Genomic DNA, 22,676 nt, shown 5'->3' with positions numbered 1-22,676 from the left:
CGGTTGACAGTGCTGCACCGCAAACTTCCGGCACCGTTAGCGCCGTGGCCACCGACGCCGCCGGCAATGCCAGCGCCCCAACCACCGACACCTACACCGACGGCAGTGCCCCGGTTGCCCCGGCAACGCCGATTGTCATCGCCAATGCCGACGGCACCCTCAGCGTGTCCGGTAACACCGGGGCTGCCGAACCCGGCAGCACTGTGACTATTACCTTCCCGGACGGCACCACCGGCACAGCCCTGGTGGCCGCCGACGGCAGCTACGGCCCGGTTGACAGTGCCGCACCGCAAACTTCCGGCACCGTTAGCGTGCTCGCCACCGACGCCGCCGGCAATGCCAGCGCCCCGACCACCGAGACCTACACCGACGGCAGTGCCCCAACCGCACCGGCTACGCCGATTGTCATCGCCAATGCCGACGGCACCCTCAGCGTGTCCGGTAACGCCGGCGCCGCCGAGCCCGGCAGCACTGTGACTATCACCTTCCCGGACGGCACCACCGGCACCGCCCTGGTGGCCGCCGACGGCAGCTACGGCCCGGTTGACAGTGCCGCACCGCAAACTTCCGGCACCGTCAGCGTTATCGCCACCGACGCCGCCGGCAATGCCAGCGCCCCAACCACCGAGACCTATACCGACGGCAGCGCACCGGTTGCCCCGGCGACGCCAGTGGTGGTCGCCAATGCCGACGGCACCCTCAGCGTGTCCGGTAACGCCGGCGCGGCCGAGCCGGGCAGCACCATTACCGTCACCTTCCCGGACGGCACCACCGGCACCGCCCTGGTGGCCGCCGACGGCAGCTATGGCCCGGTTGACAGTGCCGCACCGCAAACTTCCGGCACCGTTAGCGCTGTGGCCACCGACGCCGCTGGCAATGCCAGCGCCCCAACCACCGACACCTACACCGACGGCAGTGCACCGGTTGCCCCGGCTACGCCGATTGTAGTGGCTAACCCTGACGGCACCCTCAGCGTATCCGGTAATGCCGGTGCCGCTGAACCCGGCAGCACCATTACCGTCACCTTCCCGGACGGCACCACCGGCACCGCCCTGGTGGCCGCCGACGGCAGCTATGGCCCGGTTGACAGTGCTGCACCGCAAACTTCCGGCACCGTTAGCGCCGTGGCCACCGACGCCGCCGGCAATGCCAGCGCCCCAACCACCGACACCTACATCGACGGCAGTGCCCCGGTTGCCCCGGCAACGCCGATTGTCATCGCCAATGCCGACGGCACCCTCAGCGTGTCCGGTAACACCGGGGCTGCCGAACCCGGCAGCACTGTGACTATTACCTTCCCGGACGGCACCACCGGCACAGCCCTGGTGGCCGCCGACGGCAGCTACGGCCCGGTTGACAGTGCCGCACCGCAAACTTCCGGCACCGTTAGCGTGCTCGCCACCGACGCCGCCGGCAATGCCAGCGCCCCGACCACCGAGACCTACACCGACGGCAGTGCCCCAACCGCACCGGCTACGCCGATTGTCATCGCCAATGCCGACGGCACCCTCAGCGTGTCCGGTAACGCCGGCGCCGCCGAGCCCGGCAGCACTGTGACTATCACCTTCCCGGACGGCACCACCGGCACCGCCCTGGTGGCCGCCGACGGCAGCTACGGCCCGGTTGACAGTGCCGCACCGCAAACTTCCGGCACCGTCAGCGTTATCGCCACCGACGCCGCCGGCAATGCCAGCGCCCCAACCACCGAGACCTATACCGACGGCAGCGCACCGGTTGCCCCGGCGACGCCAGTGGTGGTCGCCAATGCCGACGGCACCCTCAGCGTGTCCGGTAACGCCGGCGCGGCCGAGCCGGGCAGCACCATTACCGTCACCTTCCCGGACGGCACCACCGGCACCGCCCTGGTGGCCGCCGACGGCAGCTATGGCCCGGTTGACAGTGCCGCACCGCAAACTTCCGGCACCGTTAGCGCCGTGGCCACCGACGTCGCCGGCAATGCCAGCGCCCCGACCACCGATACCTACACCGACAGCAGCGCACCGGTTGCCCCGGCTACGCCGATTGTAGTGGCTAACCCTGACGGCACCCTCAGCGTATCCGGTAATGCCGGCGCGGCCGAACCTGGCAGCACCATTACCGTCACCTTCCCGGACGGCACCACCGGCACCGCCCTGGTGGCCGCCGACGGCAGCTATGGCCCGGTTGACAGTGCTGCACCGCAAACTTCCGGCACCGTTAGCGCCGTGGCCACCGACGTCGCCGGCAATGCCAGTGCGCCAACTACCGACAGCTACACCGACGGCAGCGCCCCAACCGCTCCGGCAACGCCGATTGTAGTGGCTAACCCTGACGGTACCCTCAGCGTGTCCGGTAACGCCAGCGCCGCTGAACCCGGCAGCACCCTCACCGTCACCTTCCCGGACGGCACCACCGGCACTGCATTAGTCGCCGCCGACGGCAGCTATGGCCCGGTTGACAGTGCCGCACCGCAAACCTCCGGCACCGTTAGCGCCATCGCCACCGACGTCGCCGGCAATGCCAGCGCCCCGACCACCGAGACCTACACCGACGGCAGCGCCCCGGTCGCTCCGGCTACCCCTGTGGTGGTCGCCAATGCCGACGGTACCCTCAGCGTGTCCGGTAATGCCGGTGCCGCCGAACCCGGCAGCACTGTGACTATTACCTTCCCGGACGGCACCACCGGCACCGCCCTGGTGGCAGCCGACGGCAGCTATGGCCCGGTTGACAGTGCCGCGCCGCAAACTTCCGGCACCGTCAGCGCCGTGGCCACCGACGCCGCCGGCAATGCCAGCGCCCCGACCACCGAGACCTACACCGACAGCAGTGCCCCGGTTGCCCCGGCTACGCCGATTGTCATCGCCAATGCCGACGGCACCCTCAGCGTGTCCGGTAACGCCGGGGCTGCCGAGCCGGGCAGCACCATTACCGTCACCTTCCCGGACGGCACCACCGGCACTGCATTAGTCGCCGCCGACGGCAGCTATGGCCCGGTTGACAGTGCCGCACCGCAAACTTCCGGCACCGTCAGCGTGATCGCCACCGATGCCGCCGGCAATGCCAGCGCCCCGGCTACCGACAGCTACACCGACGGCAGCGCCCCGGTCGCACCGGCAACGCCGATTGTCATCGCCAATGCCGACGGTACCCTCAGCGTATCCGGTAATGCCGGTGCCGCTGAACCCGGCAGCACCATTACCGTCACCTTCCCGGACGGCACCACCGGCACCGCCCTGGTGGCCGCCGACGGCAGCTATGGCCCGGTTGACAGTGCTGCACCGCAAACTTCCGGCACCGTTAGCGCCGTGGCCACCGACGCCGCCGGCAATGCCAGCGCCCCAACCACCGACACCTACATCGACGGCAGTGCCCCGGTTGCCCCGGCAACGCCGATTGTCATCGCCAATGCCGACGGCACCCTCAGCGTGTCCGGTAACACCGGGGCTGCCGAACCCGGCAGCACTGTGACTATTACCTTCCCGGACGGCACCACCGGCACAGCCCTGGTGGCCGCCGACGGCAGCTACGGCCCGGTTGACAGTGCCGCACCGCAAACTTCCGGCACCGTTAGCGTGCTCGCCACCGACGCCGCCGGCAATGCCAGCGCCCCGACCACCGAGACCTACACCGACGGCAGTGCCCCAACCGCACCGGCTACGCCGATTGTCATCGCCAATGCCGACGGCACCCTCAGCGTGTCCGGTAACGCCGGCGCCGCCGAGCCCGGCAGCACTGTGACTATCACCTTCCCGGACGGCACCACCGGCACCGCCCTGGTGGCCGCCGACGGCAGCTACGGCCCGGTTGACAGTGCCGCACCGCAAACTTCCGGCACCGTCAGCGTTATCGCCACCGACGCCGCCGGCAATGCCAGCGCCCCAACCACCGAGACCTATACCGACGGCAGCGCACCGGTTGCCCCGGCGACGCCAGTGGTGGTCGCCAATGCCGACGGCACCCTCAGCGTGTCCGGTAACGCCGGCGCGGCCGAGCCGGGCAGCACCATTACCGTCACCTTCCCGGACGGCACCACCGGCACCGCCCTGGTGGCCGCCGACGGCAGCTATGGCCCGGTTGACAGTGCCGCGCCGCAAACTTCCGGCACCGTCAGCGCCGTGGCCACCGACGCCGCCGGCAATGCCAGCGCCCCGACCACCGAGACCTACACCGACAGCAGTGCCCCGGTTGCCCCGGCTACGCCGATTGTCATCGCCAATGCCGACGGCACCCTCAGCGTGTCCGGTAACGCCGGGGCTGCCGAGCCGGGCAGCACCATTACCGTCACCTTCCCGGACGGCACCACCGGCACTGCATTAGTCGCCGCCGACGGCAGCTATGGCCCGGTTGACAGTGCCGCACCGCAAACTTCCGGCACCGTCAGCGTGATCGCCACCGATGCCGCCGGCAATGCCAGCGCCCCGGCTACCGACAGCTACACCGACGGCAGCGCCCCGGTCGCACCGGCAACGCCGATTGTCATCGCCAATGCCGACGGTACCCTCAGCGTGTCCGGTAATGCCGGTGCGGCCGAGCCTGGCAGCACTGTGACTATCACCTTCCCGGACGGCACCACCGGCACCGCCCTGGTGGCCGCCGACGGCAGCTACGGCCCGGTTGACAGTGCTGCACCGCAAACTTCCGGCACCGTTAGCGCCGTGGCCACCGACGTCGCCGGCAATGCCAGTGCGCCAACTACCGACAGCTACACCGACGGCAGCGCCCCAACCGCTCCGGCAACGCCGATTGTAGTGGCTAACCCTGACGGTACCCTCAGCGTGTCCGGTAATGCCGGTGCCGCTGAACCCGGCAGCACCCTCACCGTTACCTTCCCGGACGGCACCACCGGCACTGCATTAGTCGCCGCCGACGGCAGCTATGGCCCGGTTGACAGTGCCGCACCGCAAACTTCCGGCACCGTCAGCGCCGTGGCCACCGACGCCGCTGGCAATGCCAGCGCCACGACCACCGATACCTACACCGACGGCAGTGCCCCGGTTGCCCCGGCTACCCCAGTGGTGGTGGCGAACGCCGACGGCACCCTCAGCGTGTCCGGTAATGCCGGCGCGGCCGAACCGGGCAGCACGATTACCGTCACCTTCCCGGACGGCACCACCGGCACTGCATTAGTCGCCGCCGACGGCAGCTACGGCCCGGTTGACAGTGCCGCACCGCAAACTTCCGGCACCGTCAGCGCCATCGCCACCGACGTCGCCGGCAATGCCAGCGCCCCGACCACCGAGACCTACACCGACAGCAGTGCCCCGGTTGCCCCGGCTACGCCGATTGTCATCGCCAATGCCGACGGCACCCTTAGCGTTTCCGGTAATGCCGGTGCCGCTGAACCGGGCAGCACTGTGACTATTACATTCCCGGACGGCACCACCGGTACTGCCCTGGTCGCCGCCGACGGCAGCTACGGCCCGGTTGACAGTGCTGCACCGCAAACTTCCGGCACCGTTAGCGCCGTGGCCACCGATGCCGCTGGCAATGCCAGCGCCCCAACCACCGACACCTACACCGACAGCAGCGCCCCAACCGCACCGGCTACCCCAGTGGTGGTCGCCAATGCCGATGGCACCCTCAGCGTATCCGGTAATTCTGGCGCGGCCGAGCCGGGCAGCACCATTACCGTCACCTTCCCGGACGGCACCACCGGCACCGCCCTGGTGGCCGCCGACGGCAGCTACGGCCCGGTTGACAGTGCCGCGCCGCAAACTTCCGGCACCGTTAGCGTGATCGCCACCGACGCCGCCGGCAATGCCAGCGCCCCAACCACCGAGACCTACACCGACGGCAGTGCACCGGTTGCCCCGGCTACGCCGATTGTCATCGCCAATGCCGATGGCACCCTCAGCGTGTCCGGTAATGCCGGTGCCGCTGAACCTGGCAGCACCATTACCGTCACCTTCCCGGACGGCACCACCGGTACTGCCCTGGTGGCCGCCGACGGCAGCTACGGCCCGGTTGACAGTGCCGCACCGCAAACTTCCGGCACCGTTAGCGCCGTGGCCACCGATGCCGCTGGCAATGCCAGTGCGCCAACTACCGACAGCTACACCGACGGCAGCGCCCCAACCGCTCCGGCTACCCCAGTGGTGGTGGCTAACGCCGACGGCACCCTCAGCGTGTCCGGTAACACCGGGGCTGCCGAACCGGGCAGCACGATTACCGTCACCTTCCCGGACGGCACCACCGGCACCGCCCTGGTGGCCGCCGACGGCAGCTACGGCCCGGTTGACAGTGCCGCACCGCAAACTTCCGGCACCGTTAGCGCCGTGGCCACCGACGTCGCCGGCAATGCCAGCGCCCCGACCACCGACACCTACACCGACGGTAGCGCCCCAACCGCTCCGGCGACGCCGATTGTAGTGGCTAACTCTGACGGCACCCTCAGCGTGTCCGGTAATGCTGGTGCCGCTGAACCCGGCAGCACCATCACCGTTACCTTCCCGGACGGCACCACCGGCACTGCATTAGTCGCCGCCGACGGCAGCTACGGCCCGGTTGACAGTGCCGCACCGCAAACTTCCGGCACCGTCAGCGCCATCGCCACCGACGTCGCCGGCAATGCCAGCACCCCGGCTACCGAGACCTACACCGACGGCAGCGCCCCAACCGCTCCAGCAACGCCGATTGTAGTGGCTAACCCTGACGGTACCCTCAGCGTGTCCGGTAACGCCGGCGCCGCTGAACCCGGCAGCACCGTCACCGTCACCTTCCCGGACGGCACCACCGGCACCGCCCTGGTGGCCGCCGACGGCAGCTATGGCCCGATTGACAGTGCCGCACCGCAAACTTCCGGCACCGTCAGCGCCATCGCCACCGACGTCGCCGGCAATGCCAGCGCCCCGACCACCGAGACCTACACCGACAGCAGTGCACCGGTTGCCCCGGCTACGCCGATTGTCATCGCCAATGCCGACGGTACCCTTAGCGTTTCCGGTAATGCCGGTGCCGCTGAACCGGGCAGCACTGTGACTATTACATTCCCGGACGGCACCACCGGTACTGCCCTGGTCGCCGCCGACGGCAGCTACGGCCCGGTTGACAGTGCTGCACCGCAAACTTCCGGCACCGTTAGCGCCGTGGCCACCGATGCCGCTGGCAATGCCAGCGCCCCAACCACCGACACCTACACCGACAGCAGCGCCCCAACCGCACCGGCTACCCCAGTGGTGGTCGCCAATGCCGATGGCACCCTCAGCGTATCCGGTAATTCTGGCGCGGCCGAGCCGGGCAGCACCATTACCGTCACCTTCCCGGACGGCACCACCGGCACCGCCCTGGTGGCCGCCGACGGCAGCTACGGCCCGGTTGACAGTGCCGCACCGCAAACCTCCGGCACCGTTAGCGCCGTGGCCACCGACGCCGCCGGCAATGCCAGCGCCCCGGCTACCGATACCTACACCGACGGTAGCGCCCCAACCGCTCCAGCAACGCCGATTGTCATCGCCAATGCCGATGGCACCCTCAGCGTGTCCGGTAATGCCGGTGCCGCTGAACCGGGCAGCACCATTACCGTCACCTTCCCGGACGGCACCACCGGTACTGCCCTGGTGGCCGCCGACGGCAGCTACGGCCCGGTTGACAGTGCCGCACCGCAAACTTCCGGCACCGTTAGCGCCGTGGCCACCGATGCCGCTGGCAATGCCAGTGCGCCAACTACCGACAGCTACACCGACGGCAGCGCCCCAACCGCTCCGGCTACCCCAGTGGTGGTGGCTAACGCCGACGGCACCCTCAGCGTGTCCGGTAACACCGGGGCTGCCGAACCGGGCAGCACGATTACCGTCACCTTCCCGGACGGCACCACCGGCACCGCCCTGGTGGCCGCCGACGGCAGCTACGGCCCGGTTGACAGTGCCGCACCGCAAACTTCCGGCACCGTTAGCGCCGTGGCCACCGACGTCGCCGGCAATGCCAGCGCCCCGACCACCGAGACCTACACCGACAGCAGTGCACCGGTTGCCCCGGCTACGCCGATTGTCATCGCCAATGCCGACGGCACCCTTAGCGTTTCCGGTAATGCCGGTGCCGCTGAACCGGGCAGCACTGTGACTATTACATTCCCGGACGGCACCACCGGTACTGCCCTGGTCGCCGCCGACGGCAGCTACGGCCCGGTTGACAGTGCTGCACCGCAAACTTCCGGCACCGTTAGCGCCGTGGCCACCGATGCCGCTGGCAATGCCAGCGCCCCAACCACCGACACCTACACCGACAGCAGCGCCCCAACCGCACCGGCTACCCCAGTGGTGGTCGCCAATGCCGATGGCACCCTCAGCGTATCCGGTAATTCTGGCGCGGCCGAGCCGGGCAGCACCATTACCGTCACCTTCCCGGACGGCACCACCGGCACCGCCCTGGTGGCCGCCGACGGCAGCTACGGCCCGGTTGACAGTGCCGCACCGCAAACCTCCGGCACCGTTAGCGCCGTGGCCACCGACGCCGCCGGCAATGCCAGCGCCCCGGCTACCGAGACCTACACCGACGGTAGCGCCCCAACCGCTCCAGCAACGCCGATTGTCATCGCCAATGCCGATGGCACCCTCAGCGTGTCCGGTAATGCCGGTGCCGCTGAACCTGGCAGCACCATTACCGTCACCTTCCCGGACGGCACCACCGGTACTGCCCTGGTGGCCGCCGACGGCAGCTACGGCCCGGTTGACAGTGCCGCACCGCAAACTTCCGGCACCGTTAGCGCCGTGGCCACCGATGCCGCTGGCAATGCCAGTGCGCCAACTACCGACAGCTACACCGACGGCAGCGCCCCAACCGCTCCGGCTACCCCAGTGGTGGTGGCTAACGCCGACGGCACCCTCAGCGTGTCCGGTAACACCGGGGCTGCCGAACCGGGCAGCACGATTACCGTCACCTTCCCGGACGGCACCACCGGCACCGCCCTGGTGGCCGCCGACGGCAGCTACGGCCCGGTTGACAGTGCCGCACCGCAAACTTCCGGCACCGTTAGCGCCGTGGCCACCGACGTCGCCGGCAATGCCAGCGCCCCGACCACCGATACCTACACCGACGGTAGCGCCCCAACCGCTCCAGCAACGCCGATTGTCATCGCTAATGCCGATGGCACCCTCAGCGTGTCCGGTAATGCCGGTGCCGCTGAACCGGGCAGCACTGTGACTATTACCTTCCCGGACGGCACCACCGGCACCGCCCTGGTGGCCGCCGACGGCAGCTACGGCCCGGTTGACAGTGCCGCACCGCAAACTTCCGGCACCGTCAGCGTGATCGCCACCGACGCCGCCGGCAATGCCAGCGCCCCGACCACCGAGACCTACACCGACGGCAGCGCCCCAACCGCTCCAGCAACGCCGATTGTAGTGGCTAACCCTGACGGTACCCTCAGCGTGTCCGGTAACGCCGGCGCCGCTGAACCCGGCAGCACGATCACCGTCACCTTCCCGGACGGCACCACCGGCACCGCCCTGGTGGCCGCCGACGGCAGCTACGGCCCGGTTGACAGTGCCGCACCGCAAACTTCCGGCACCGTCAGCGCCATCGCCACCGACGTCGCCGGCAATGCCAGCACCCCGGCTACCGAGACCTACACCGACGGCAGCGCCCCAACCGCTCCAGCAACGCCGATTGTAGTGGCTAACCCTGACGGTACCCTCAGCGTGTCCGGTAACGCCGGCGCCGCTGAACCCGGCAGCACCGTCACCGTCACCTTCCCGGACGGCACCACCGGCACCGCCCTGGTGGCCACCGACGGCAGCTATGGCCCGATTGACAGTGCCGCACCGCAAACTTCCGGCACCGTTAGCGCCGTGGCCACCGACGTCGCCGGCAATGCCAGCGCCCCGACCACCGAGACCTACACCGACAGCAGTGCACCAACCGCACCAGCAACGCCAGTGGTGGTGGCCAATGCCGATGGCACCCTCAGCGTGTCCGGTAATGCCGGCGCGGCCGAGCCCGGCAGCACGATTACCGTCACCTTCCCGGACGGCACCACCGGTACCGCCCTGGTGGCCGCCGACGGCAGCTACGGCCCAGTCGATAGCACCATCGCTCAAACTTCCGGCACCGTCAGCGTGATTGCCACCGACGCCGCCGGCAATGCCAGCACACCGGCGACGGAAAGTTATACCGATGTGATCCCTCCATCAGCAACAGCAACAATAAGCGCGATAATCACAGATACAGGGAGTAGTAATAGCGACTTTATTACTAATAGTGCTGCACTAACGGTACAGATTACGTTGACGGGGACTCTGGGGGTGGATGAAAACGTTCAGATCTCCTTTGATAATGGCACCAGTTGGTTCAATGCCAGCCTGGTTAGCGGCAATCTGTATTCATTTGATAACACTGCAACGGCCTTACCGTCAGGTTCTTACACCCTCATCACCAGAGTGGTGGATGCAGCAGGTAACGCCAGTTCAAGCAGCAGCCAAATCGTGGTGATTGATAATCAAGTCTCATCAGCCAGTATCACGATTGATAGCATCAGCAACGATACAGGCTTCAGTAATGATTTTATTACCAGCGATAATACACTGACACCGCAAGGTAGCTTGGAAGCCCCACTGGCTTCCGACGAAAGTGTAGAAATCAGCTTCGACAACGGTGCAACCTGGGTCGCAGCCAGTACGTACGATGAAAGCACCAATCCTCTGCTTGATGGCATCTACAACGTGCAGGCTCGAGTTATCGATCTTGCAGGTAATATTGGGCAGAGCGCCAGCCGGACGCTAGTTGTCGATACTGTTGCACCCAGTGCATCAACAACCATCGCTATTGATACTATCAACGATGATACCGGTTCCAGCTCCAGTGACTTTATCACCAATGATAACAGCCTGACCTTTAACGGTACCTTGAGTAATACCCTAGCGAGTGATGAACATGTAGTGATTAGTCTTGATGGGGGCGTTACCTGGTTTGAGGCTAACGTCACAGGCACCACCTGGAGTTATGACAATAGTGCCAATACCTTGACAGACGGTACCTACAGCTTGCAGGCAAGTGTCATCGATACAGCAGGTAACATCGGGCAAAGTGCCACCCAAACCCTTGTTGTCGACACCTTACCACCGAGTGGTAGCACATCAATCACGATTAATTCGATTACTGTGGATACCAACGACGCTAATGATTTTATCACCAGCAACAATACCCTTATCTTCAGCGGTAGCCTGGGTAGCGTATTAGCCGTTGGCGATAGCGTCCAGATCAGTCTGGATGGTGGCGTTACCTGGAATAATGCTAGTGTCGCTGGCAGCAATTGGAGTTACGACAATAGCGGTAATACCCTCACCGATGGCACTTATTCAGTGATTGCTCGAGTCGTGGATACTGCTGGCAACGTGGGTCAACAAGCCAGTCAAACAGTGATCGTCGACACCAGTGCACCAACTAATACCGTCACTATTGATTCCATCACAACAGATAGCGGGGCTAATACAACAGACTTTATCACCAACGACAATACCTTGCTGTTCAGTGGTTCATTGAGCGCAACATTAGCCAGCGGTGAAGGCGTTCAGATCAGCCTTGATGGTGGCATTACGTGGTTTGACGCTAGCGTAACCGGCACCGCCTGGAGCTTTGATTACACCGGTCAAGCCTTGACTGACAATACCTACAACGTGCAGGTACGTGTTATCGACGCAGCAGGAAATATCGGTTCAAGTGCAACGCAAGACATCACCGTTGATACGGCAGCACCTGGCGCCAGTCTGACGATCACCGACATCTCTACCGATTCTGGCGTGAGTAATGACTTTAACACCAGTGACAATACGCTAACATTCAACGGCACTCTCAGTGCAGCGCTGTCCAGTGGTGAAGGGGTACAAGTCAGCATCGATGGCGGAACCAACTGGCTGAACGCCACCGTTGTTGGGACCGGTTGGAGTTATGATAACAGCGCGAACAGTCTCGCTGATGGCACATACACACTTCAGGCGCGGGTGATCGATAACGCGGGTAACGTGGGTTCTACAACCAGCCAGACGTTGGTGGTTGATACAATCGCACCTTCAGCCAGCGAAACGCTGTCAATTGCGTCAATCACTGTCGACACTGGCCTTAGCAATAATGACTTTGTCACTCTTGATCATACATTGCTGTTTAGAGGCACCTTAGGTGCCACACTAGCCGGAGGAGAGAGGGTTGAGCTCAGCATTAATGGCGGAGCGACCTGGCTAACCGCTGCCGTCAGTGGCACTGACTGGAGTTATGATAATACGGGTAACTTCCTGCCGGATGGCACCTACACCCTGATGGCTAGAGTGATAGATATCGCGGGTAACATCGGCCAGACAGCCAATCAAACTATCGTTATTGATAGCGTTGCACCACTGGCCAGTGAAACGATCACGATTGGCAGCATCACCACTGATAGCGCCGCGACTGATTTTATTACCAACGATAATACCCTGATTTTCAATGGAACCCTCGGCAGCACGCTCGCATCCGGCGAAGCGGTGCAGATCAGCCTTGACGGTGGCACTACCTGGAACATTGCGGCTGTTGCAGGTAACAGTTGGAGCTACGACAACACCGCCTCCCCTCTGTTGGATGGCAACTACACGATCCAGACTCGCGTCATCGATACGGCGGGTAATGTAGGGCAAACAGCCAACCAGAATCTGACCATCGACACCCAGGCACCATCATCCAGCGCTACGCTATCCATCAACAGTATCAGCCTTGATCTGGGGTTAAGCAGCAACGACTTTATCACGCTTGACCGCACGTTGCTGTTTAATGGCAGCCTGGGTGCCGCATTGTCCGGTGATGAGACCGTACAAATCAGTATTGATGGCACTAACTGGTTTAACGCATCGGTTAGCGGAACCAATTGGAGTTATGACAATACGGCAAACTCCTTAGCCGATGGTACTTATAACGTACAAGCCAGAGTGGTTGATACCGCCGGTAATATCGGCCAAACCACCAGCCAGAGTGTCGTCATCGATCGTGGTCTACCTACGGCTAGCGTTGCTATTACCAACATCACTACTGATACCGGTAACAACGGCAGTGACTTTATTACCAGCGATCAGACTTTGGTGATTAATGTGACGCTCACTGGCACGTTAGACAGCGGCGAAGTGGTACAGATTTCTCTCGACAATGGCGTTACCTGGCAGACAGCAACCGATGTGGGTGGCGGTATCTACAGTTATGACAACACTGGATCTCCCCTTGCTGAAGGAACCTACACTCTTCAGAGCCGCGTATCGGATGTTGCCGGTAATATAAGCGCTGTCGCTTCACAGACGCTGATCATTGATACCAGCGCACCAAGCACTGGCAATAGCATCACCATCACCAGCTATACCGATGACAGTGCACCACAGACAGGGAGCTTTATTAGTAACACGACGACTAACGATACCGCACCTGTATTGAACGGCACCCTCACCGGCCTGGCGTCTGGCGATGTGGTAAGAATTTACGAGGGGCTCACTCTGTTGGGATTGGCGGTGGTTACGGGTAACACCTGGAGCTACCAGCTTAACGGGTTGGCAGAAGGCGCACATACCTATCGTGCTGTGATTTCAGATGCTGCGGGCAATGAAGGAACGACGTCGGCAGAATTTACATTAACCGTTGATACGATTGCGCCTTCAGCGAGTGAAACCATTACCATCGATAGTATTACCACCGACAGCGGTACCGTTGGTGACTTTAATACCAGTGACAACACACTGATCTTTAACGGTACTTTAGGCTCAACGCTGGCTGCCGATGAGGGCGTGCAAATCAGCTTGAACGGTGGAACAAGCTGGTCGAATGCAACGATCAGCGGTAGCAGCTGGAGTTTCGACAATACTGCCAACGTTTTGGCTGATAGCACATACTCAGTCCAGGTCAGGGTAGTTGATGCCGCAGGCAATATTGGGCAAACCGCCAGCCAGGCGGTAACCATTGATACGAATGCGCCAAGCAGCGGTACTACCGTCACCATCACCGGCATTTCATTGGATACCGGTTCCAACGGTAGCGATTTTGCTACCGCAGACAACACGCTGATATTCTTTGGTTCTTTGGGCCAATCACTGACGGCGAATGAGCGGGTGGAAATATCACTGGATAACGGCCTGACATGGTCTACAGTCAATACCACCGGTAGCAGTTGGACCTATAACAATACGGCCAATATCTTGCCTGATGGCACCTATGACGTCCAAGCCCGTGTCATTGATACGGCAGGTAACATCGGTCAAACCACCAGCCAAACGATAATTATCGATAGTTCAGCTCCTACTGGTAATTCGATCGAAATCAACGTCATTACACCAGACAATGGCCTGAGTAGCGGTGACTTTGTCACGGATACCGGTAATCTGATGTTTAGCGGCGACCTCAGCAGTCCGCTGGCGGCAAATCAATTCGTTGAAATCAGCTTTGACAACGGTACTACCTGGTTTACGGCTAACACCACTGGCACCGCATGGAGCTATGATAACAGCGCCAATACGCTGCCGGATGGCACCTATAATGTGCAGGCGCGCATTAATGACACCTTCGGCAACGTAGAACAAACGGCTACCGAGGTCGTGCAGATTGATACTCAGGCGTCTACCAGCATCATCAGTATTGCCAGTATCAGTAACGATACCGCCACCAGCAATGACTTTATTACCAGTGACAATACTCTGATCTTCAATGGTTCTCTAAGTAGCGCGCTGGGTGGTGGCGATGTTGTGCAAATTAGTCTTGATGGGGCCGCAACCTGGTTGAATGCCTCCGTCAGTGGTACCACCTGGAGCTATGATAATACCGGTAACCCACTAACTGATGGCAACTATACGTTGCAAGTTCGTGTCATCGATGTTGCTGGCAACGTCGGTAGCTCTGCCAGCCAGCTAATAGTGATCGACGGCACACAACCAACGGCTTCCGTTGCCATAGCCGGCATTACCACTGATGGCGGCACCAGCAGCAGTGACTTCATCACCAGCGATAGCTCACTGGTGTTCAACGTAACGCTCACCGGTTCTCTGGGGGCTGGTGAAAATGTTCAAGTATCTCTGGATGGCGGCACCACATGGAACAACGCTGCGTTAGTGAGCGGCAACACCTACGCCTATGACAATACAGCCACTCTTCTGGCTGAAGGTTCTTACGCTGTTCAGGCCAGGGTGATCGACAGTGCCGGCAACAGCAGTACCCTTGCCACACAAACGGTTATCATCGATACCACTGGCCCAACCGTAGGTAACAGCATTGCTCTGACCAGCTTTACCGATGATGTGTTCGCTCTACTGGGTAATTTCGGCAACGGTGCAAGCACTAACGATACGACTCCGGTGCTCAATGGTACCGTTAGCGGGCTGGCGTCTGGTGATATCGTACAGGTATACGAAGGCAGTACACTGCTGGGCGTAGCAACGGTAGGTAGTGGCACCTGGAGCTACCAACTCGGCACGACCAGTGAAGGCAGCCATACCTACCATGCCGTTATTGTCGACAGCAGCGGTAACGCCGGAACCGTATCCGCTGACTTCACCCTGACGGTAGACACTATCGCCCCGAGTGACAGTGAAACCATTACCATCGGCGCTATCAACAGTGATACCGGTAGCAATAATGACTTTATCACCTCAGACAATACGCTGATCTTCAGTGGTGCGCTTGGAACCACTCTTGCCGCCGGTGAAGGTGTTGAATTCAGTATTGACGGTGGAACCACCTGGCTCACGGCAAACGTCAGCGGTACGACCTGGAGCTATGACAACACGCTGAATACATTAAGCGATGGCGTCTATAACCTGAAAGCCAGAGTGGTGGATGCGGCAGGTAATGCCGGCCAGACAGCGAATCAGATTATGGTAGTGGATACCGCAGCGCCAAGTGCCAGTGAAACCATCACGTTATCCAACATTACCTTGGATACCGGCACCAGCAGCAGCGACTTTATCACTAGCGATAACACCTTGGTCTTCTCTGGCTCGTTGGGCACTGCCTTGGCGTCGGGTGACAGCGTTCAAATCAGTCTGAACGGTGGCGTTTCCTGGCTGACCGCCAGTGTAAGCGGCACGACCTGGAGTTACGATAACAGCAGTAACGTCATGGCGGATGGTAGTTATAACATCCGGGTCAGGGTCATTGACACTGCAGGAAATATCGGACAAAGCGACAGCCATTCGCTAGTTATTGATACCCTTGCTCCGAGTGCCAGTACGACTATCGCTATCACTGCCGTCACAAACGATACCGGTAGTAGCGCTTCTGACTTCAATACCAATGACAACACCTTGATCTTCAGCGGTACATTAGGGGCGGCCCTTATCGCAGATGAAGGGGTGCAGATAAGTTTGGATGGAGGAGCAACCTGGACATTTGCTAGCGTCAGTGGCACAACCTGGAGCTACGATAATACCGCGCAAACCATGACTGACGGTACCTACAATCTTAAAGTCAGGGTAATAGATACCGCGGGTAATTTCGGTGCTACCGCCAACCAAAGCCTGATTATTGACACGACTGGCCCCAGCGCCAGCGAAACCATCACGATCAGTGCGATTACCACAGATACCGGCACCAGCAGCAGCGACTTCAATACCAGTGATAACACGCTGGTATTCAGCGGTAACTTGGGTACGACCCTGGCCAGCGGCGATAAAGTACAAATCAGCCTGAACGGCGGCACTACCTGGGTGGATGCAACAACCGTCGGCACTACCTGGAACTATAACAATACCGGCAATGTATTAGCTGATGGCAGTTATAACGTCCTGGTCAGAGTGGTTGATACCGCCGGTAACGTTGGTCAAAGTGCCAGCCAAACCGTGGTGGTCGATACCAGTGCACCGACTTCAACCGCCGCTATCAGTGCAATTACCACCGATTCTGGTACCAGTGGTGACTATCTAACCAACGACCAAACATTGGTTATCAGCGCAACGCTGACTGGCACCTTAAACAGCGGTGAGAAAGTACAAATTAGCCTGAACAATGGTTCAACCTGGAATGACGCCACGTTGGTCAGCGGTAATACTTATGCCTTCGATAATAGTGGAAACACGCTGGCTTCAGGCAGCTATACCTTTGTCGCCAGAGTCGTGGATGCGGCTGGCAATGCGGGTTCAACGGCTACCCAAGCCGTGACGATTGATGTTACCGCACCGGCAGTGACGGCTATTGCACTCACGGCGGTGACAACGGATACCTCATCAGCGCTGACTACAGGAACCACAAGCACCACCAACAGTGCAGTAAACAGTGACTTTACCACCCGCGATACGTTACTTACCGTAAGTGGTACCTATAGCGGAACGCTGGTAGGCGCTGAAACTCTGCAGATCAGCAGCGATGGTGGAGTGACGTGGGCTAACGTAACGTTCAACAATGTCACGAAAATCTGGAGTTATACAGACTCGACTGCACGAACCAGTGCAGTAACCTATCAAGTTCGTGCCATCGATGCTGCGGGGAATATTGCTGCTGCCACCGCTAGCCAGGTGGTGACGGTAGACACCGTCGCCCCAACGGACGGCATTATCGCCCCAATCCTCACTTCTGCTTATGATAGCGGCGTTCTAGGAGATCGCATCACCACCAATACCTCACTGACCTTTAGTAGTGTGAATAGCCGCAACGGCGAAGCCGGGGCCAGACTGGCGTTGGTCAATGACGTCAATAGCGATGGCATCTACTCGGAGGGGATTGATAGCATTCTGGCCACCACCACCGTTGCAGCAGACGGCAGTTGGTCTATCAGCGCCAGCGGCCTGTCTGGTAACTACCACCTTGCCTTTATGCAGGTCGATAGCGCAGGTAACCGTACCCGTCTGTCTGGGGTCACTGATATCAACGTGGTCGCGGCAGACAATGCCAGCGCAAGCAACACGACCTGGGGGAGCACGGGTACCTATGGGGAATATCTGGACGGCGGTGCAACGGCTACGCTCAACAGCAGCGGTCAATGGTCATTCATGCAGAGCGTGTCAGGTTCGTTTCAACCTGCAATCTACAATGGAACCAGCCTGACAGCTTATACACCGATCACCTTCACGGGTGCCAACGGTGTGGTGGTCAGTGCCACATTTGCCGACTTCCAGAGAACCGGCTATGCCGCAGTCGTCACTGTAGGCACCTCTGCCGGTAACCAGGATTACTGGACAACTGCAAATGGCACGACTTATACCCGCAGCACATTGAATGGTTCGCTCTACTACGGGGCGGTCGTGGCGTACGACAAGACCGGTGACGGCTATCTGGATTTCGCCTATGGCGATAACTTTGGTGATTCTATCACCTTCGTCACCAATGCCAGCGGTACGCTGGGCTTTATGAACGGGACGTCCGCTGGACGCCCCACAGGCGTGACACTTGACAGTTTCGCCGAAGTTTCAGGTGTCGACCTCAACAACAATGGTACGGTGGATATCGTTGAACATACCGACGGCAACGGTAACTTCGCGTTAACCACATTTAAGAACGACCAAACAACGGTAAATACCTTCTCGTTGACCACGATTGCCGGGGTGTTCAACACACCATCTGCAGGTAATACCAACGCACCGATCTCAATGACCTGGGCTGATTTTAACGGTGATGGTTATATGGATCTGTACCTGAATACCGGGCGTAATGTGAGCAATACCGCCGACAGCAATGCCAGCCGCATCTACTGGAACAACGGTACTGGCGCGTTTGGCACCAGTGCGGGCACCGCTGGCGGTTCTGCGACCTATTTCTCAGACACTCTGCAGGGTGGTGCCTCACTTGCTATCGACTGGAACCACGATGGCAAGATGGACGTGATTGAAGTACCTGCTTATATCGTTGCCAGTTCACCGGTCTGGTACCAAAATCAGGGCGGAGGGCTGTTCAACGCAGGGGTATCGTTAACCGGTGCTACTACTTATAACACCATTAACGGTGCCTTGGCCGTCGACTATAACTGGGACGGCGCGGTCGATGTCCTGCTTTACCGCAACGGAGGATCACCGGTATTTATCCAGAATACCAACACAGTGGCAGCCAACACCAGCCTACACCTGAGGATCCTCGATCCTAATGGTCTGAACGTTTACTACGGCAATACCGTACAGCTATACGACCAGACAGGTGCGTTAGTCGCCTCACAAATTATCAACGCGCAATCGGGCTTAATGGCCAACGACAGCACTGCCATCGTCAATTTTTACGGGCTTAACGCGAGCAATACCTATACCGCTGTGTTGATTCGCAGCGTTGGTGGTGTTTCCAGTGACGTGGGTGGTGCTGCTACCCTAGGCAGTGTTAGCGTTGAAAATATCAACACCACTTGGACTGGCCTAACTGCCGGTGACGCCACTCGTTCCTATGTGCTTTCTGCCGAGTCTAGCGGCAACAGTGCGAACGGTAACTTTGTTGGCACCGGTTATAACGATACCTTCTTCGCGACAGCGGGGACGGATACTTATAACGGTGCAGGCGGTTGGACTGGCGGTCACTACTCGGCTCCGGTCTGGAGTGCGTCCGGTGGCGAAGATACTGTGGACTTCAAACTGGCGGGTAGCACTGGCGTAACCGTCAACCTAAACACGGCAACGTCGCAGAATACCGGTTTCAACACCGCAACATTTACCGGTATTGAAAGCCTGGTAGGTAGCAGTGGTAACGATAACTTCACAGCCAGTACTACCGCCGGCGTTGATAACGTACTTGAAGGACGTGGTGGGAATGATACCTTTACCGTCACCGGTGGTGGACACACCACACTGATTTACAACATGCTTAGCGCTGGCAATGCGACTGGCGGCAACGGCAGTGATACTGTCAACGGCTTTACCGTCGGCAATGTCCCAAGCGTCGCCTCGTCAGATATTATCGACCTGACCTCACTGTTGAAAAACTACACCGGTACGTCTCATGTTTATCTGGATGCGACGACCGGCAAGTATGTGCTCGACCTGGCTTCTCAGGGGCTGAACAACTATCTGCAAGTCAGTAATAATGGCGTGAATACCACTATCAGTGTTGATACTCAGGGAACCGGCGACTTCTCAAGCGGGCATACGTTGCTCACGCTCAACGGTGTCGTCACCGACCTGCCAACCCTGTTAGCCAATAACCAGTTGCTGCACGCGACCCCTGTCACTTCGTTTGATACGGTGACAATCAATAGCCAGAGCACCAGCGATACTACGCCAATTATCAGCGGCATTATACCTTCGGCACTGGCTGCCGGTTCCTACCTTGAGGTACGGGTCAATGGCGTCACCTACAATTCGGCCACTGGTGATGTGGTAGTCGATCCATTGAATAATACCTGGTATCTACAGGTGACTGGCGGTAACGCCTTGGCAACGGGTACTTATGAAGTCTCGACGGCGATTATCAACAGCAGCGGAGCCATTACCGGTTACGATATCTCGTCCAGTGAATTGGTTATCACCGCACCGGTCAGCGTGACCTTTGGTGGTTCAGGTAGTGCCACCAACAAGGCGACGGCGATGACGGTTGGCGAAAACGGTGTTTGGCGCCTGTTCTCCAACGACACTATCTATGACAGCGTCGGGAGCACCAACGGTACGCTCGGTAGCTACTCTAGCCAGTCCATCTCCATCTCGGGTCAAAATACGCAAAGCGTCACCTTTGTTGACTACAACCGTGACGGTTATATGGATATCTACGGTATCGATCAGGACTTCGCCAATGGACAAACCAGTTGGACCTATAACGGAACCACCTATACCGGGTTCCAACTTGTAGGGGGCAGCGGCAATAGCAGCGCGATAGTCTACTCTTGGTATGGCAGCGTAGTAGCCTATGATAAAACCGGTGACGGCTATGTTGATGTGGTCTATGGCGATAACACGCCAGACGACTCAGAAGCATCAGGTGGCTACGATACCCAATTTGTTAGAAACGTTGACGGCACCGTTGCAGGTTTTATCAAAGATGGCAACTATGTCTTCACCAATACAGGCACACCCGCCCCAACCAACACTAGCAACGCCCAGCCGGATAAAGAAGTATCCGGAGTCGATATCAATAACGACGGTACGGTAGATATTGTTTACCACGCAACAAATGACAGCAACTATCTGACCACCGCTAAAACTACAACCAGCGGTGATGCCTACCGTCTGGTGGTGGCGCAAAACAGCGGTAATGGGGCACTGGCCAGTTCGCAGGTCATCGATAACGTGTTCGTTAATGAGGAAAGTTTAACCTCCTATACCTCGTCAATGACTTGGGCCGATTTTAACGGCGATGGCTATCTAGACCTGTTCCTAGGGCGTGGTCATACTAATGCGGCGGGAACCGCCGTGGATTCGAATATCAGCCGAATCCTTTATAACAATGCCGGTACGCTGGTTAGCTCCACCACTGGCCCCTTCGCGACAACCTATCTGGGAGATACTCTCGCGGGTGGCCCTTCAATCGCCGTAGACTGGAATGGCGATGGGCGCATGGATGTTATCGAGCTACCTCGCTTTGACAGTACCGGTACAAATCCGATCAACCTGTATACCAACAATGGCAGCGGCAGCTTCACCACCTCAACACTGGTCAGCTACGCTTCTGCCAACACCACTGGGGTACTGGCGCTGGATCTGGACTGGAATGGTTCGAAAGACCTGTTGTACTTCGGTAGTTCAACCGGCTATATCAGCAATCCTAACACCATTGCTGCCGGGATCAGTCTGCACTTCCGGTTAGTGGATGCCAATGGTATCAACGTGTTCTATGGTAATACCATACAGTTGGTTAACTCTGCCGGCGTGGTTGTCGCAACGCAAATTATCAACCCGCAGTCGGGTCTACAGACCAACGACAGCTCGGCACTGGTAGACTTCTATGGTCTTAGCAGTAGTGAAACCTATAGTCTGGTACTGCTGCGCAACGTTAATGGCGTCTCCTCCGATGTCGGTGGCATCAGTACGGTGGGGGTAAATACCATCGAGAATGTCAACACGACCTGGACCGGCTTCAAAGCCGGTGAGGCAAACAGCGCTTATGTACTGACAGCAGAATCCAGTACCAATGTGGCCAATGCCAATGCGGGTAACGGTATCGTCGGCACCGGCTATAATGATACCTTCTTCGCCACACAAGGTAATGATATTTACTCTGGTGGTGGCGGTACAGAAAGCATTTCCGGGCAGAAAATCTGGAGCAATACCGGCGGTATGGATATCGTTGACTACAATCTGGCCGGCAGCACGGCGTTGACCATTGACCTGAGCAACACCTCGGCGCAGGCGACAGGTTATAACACAGCAACCTTCAAAAATATCGAAGGGCTAGCGGGCGGTTCCGGTAATGATACCTTTACCGACAACAGCGCTAATAACCAGTTTGAAGGGCGTGGTGGCAACGATACCTTTAACCTGACACACGGAGGCAAAGATACTCTGTTGTATAACGTGCTTAACAATCTGGATGCCACCGGCGGTAACGGTAGCGATACGGTCAACGGCTTCAAGATTGGCACCTATGAGGCAACGGTTAATGTTGATCGTATTGATATCAGTAAATTGCTGATTGGCTACACTGCCGATGCGGATGGTCAGGCTCACTATATCAACGGCATCGCCACCATAGATAGCGGTGATAATATTGGCAGTTTCCTGACGGTGACCACCTCAGGTAGCAATACTCTGTTTAGCATTGACCGCGATGGCGCTGGTAGCAGTTACAGTCCAACCGTAATAGTCACATTGAACGATGTGAATACGGATCTGGCAACACTCTTGGCTAACCATCAGATCATAGTGACCTAG

Annotated in this window: 1 protein-coding gene (only partly in view); it reads left to right on the top strand. The window is 59.5% G+C overall.

What is annotated here, in order from left to right:
- Positions 1 to 22,676, top strand: the 3' portion of a protein-coding gene (locus OK023_RS02055) for an Ig-like domain-containing protein (protein WP_317694537.1). The gene continues 5,764 nt to the left of window position 1, outside the view; only the last 22,676 of its 28,440 coding nucleotides appear in the window; its start codon lies beyond the left edge, outside the window; the stop codon is at positions 22,674 to 22,676.

The organism is Serratia sp. UGAL515B_01, from assembly GCF_033095805.1.
Taxonomy (GTDB): domain Bacteria; phylum Pseudomonadota; class Gammaproteobacteria; order Enterobacterales; family Enterobacteriaceae; genus Chania.
This window is presented reverse-complemented; position numbering and strand designations above follow the sequence as displayed.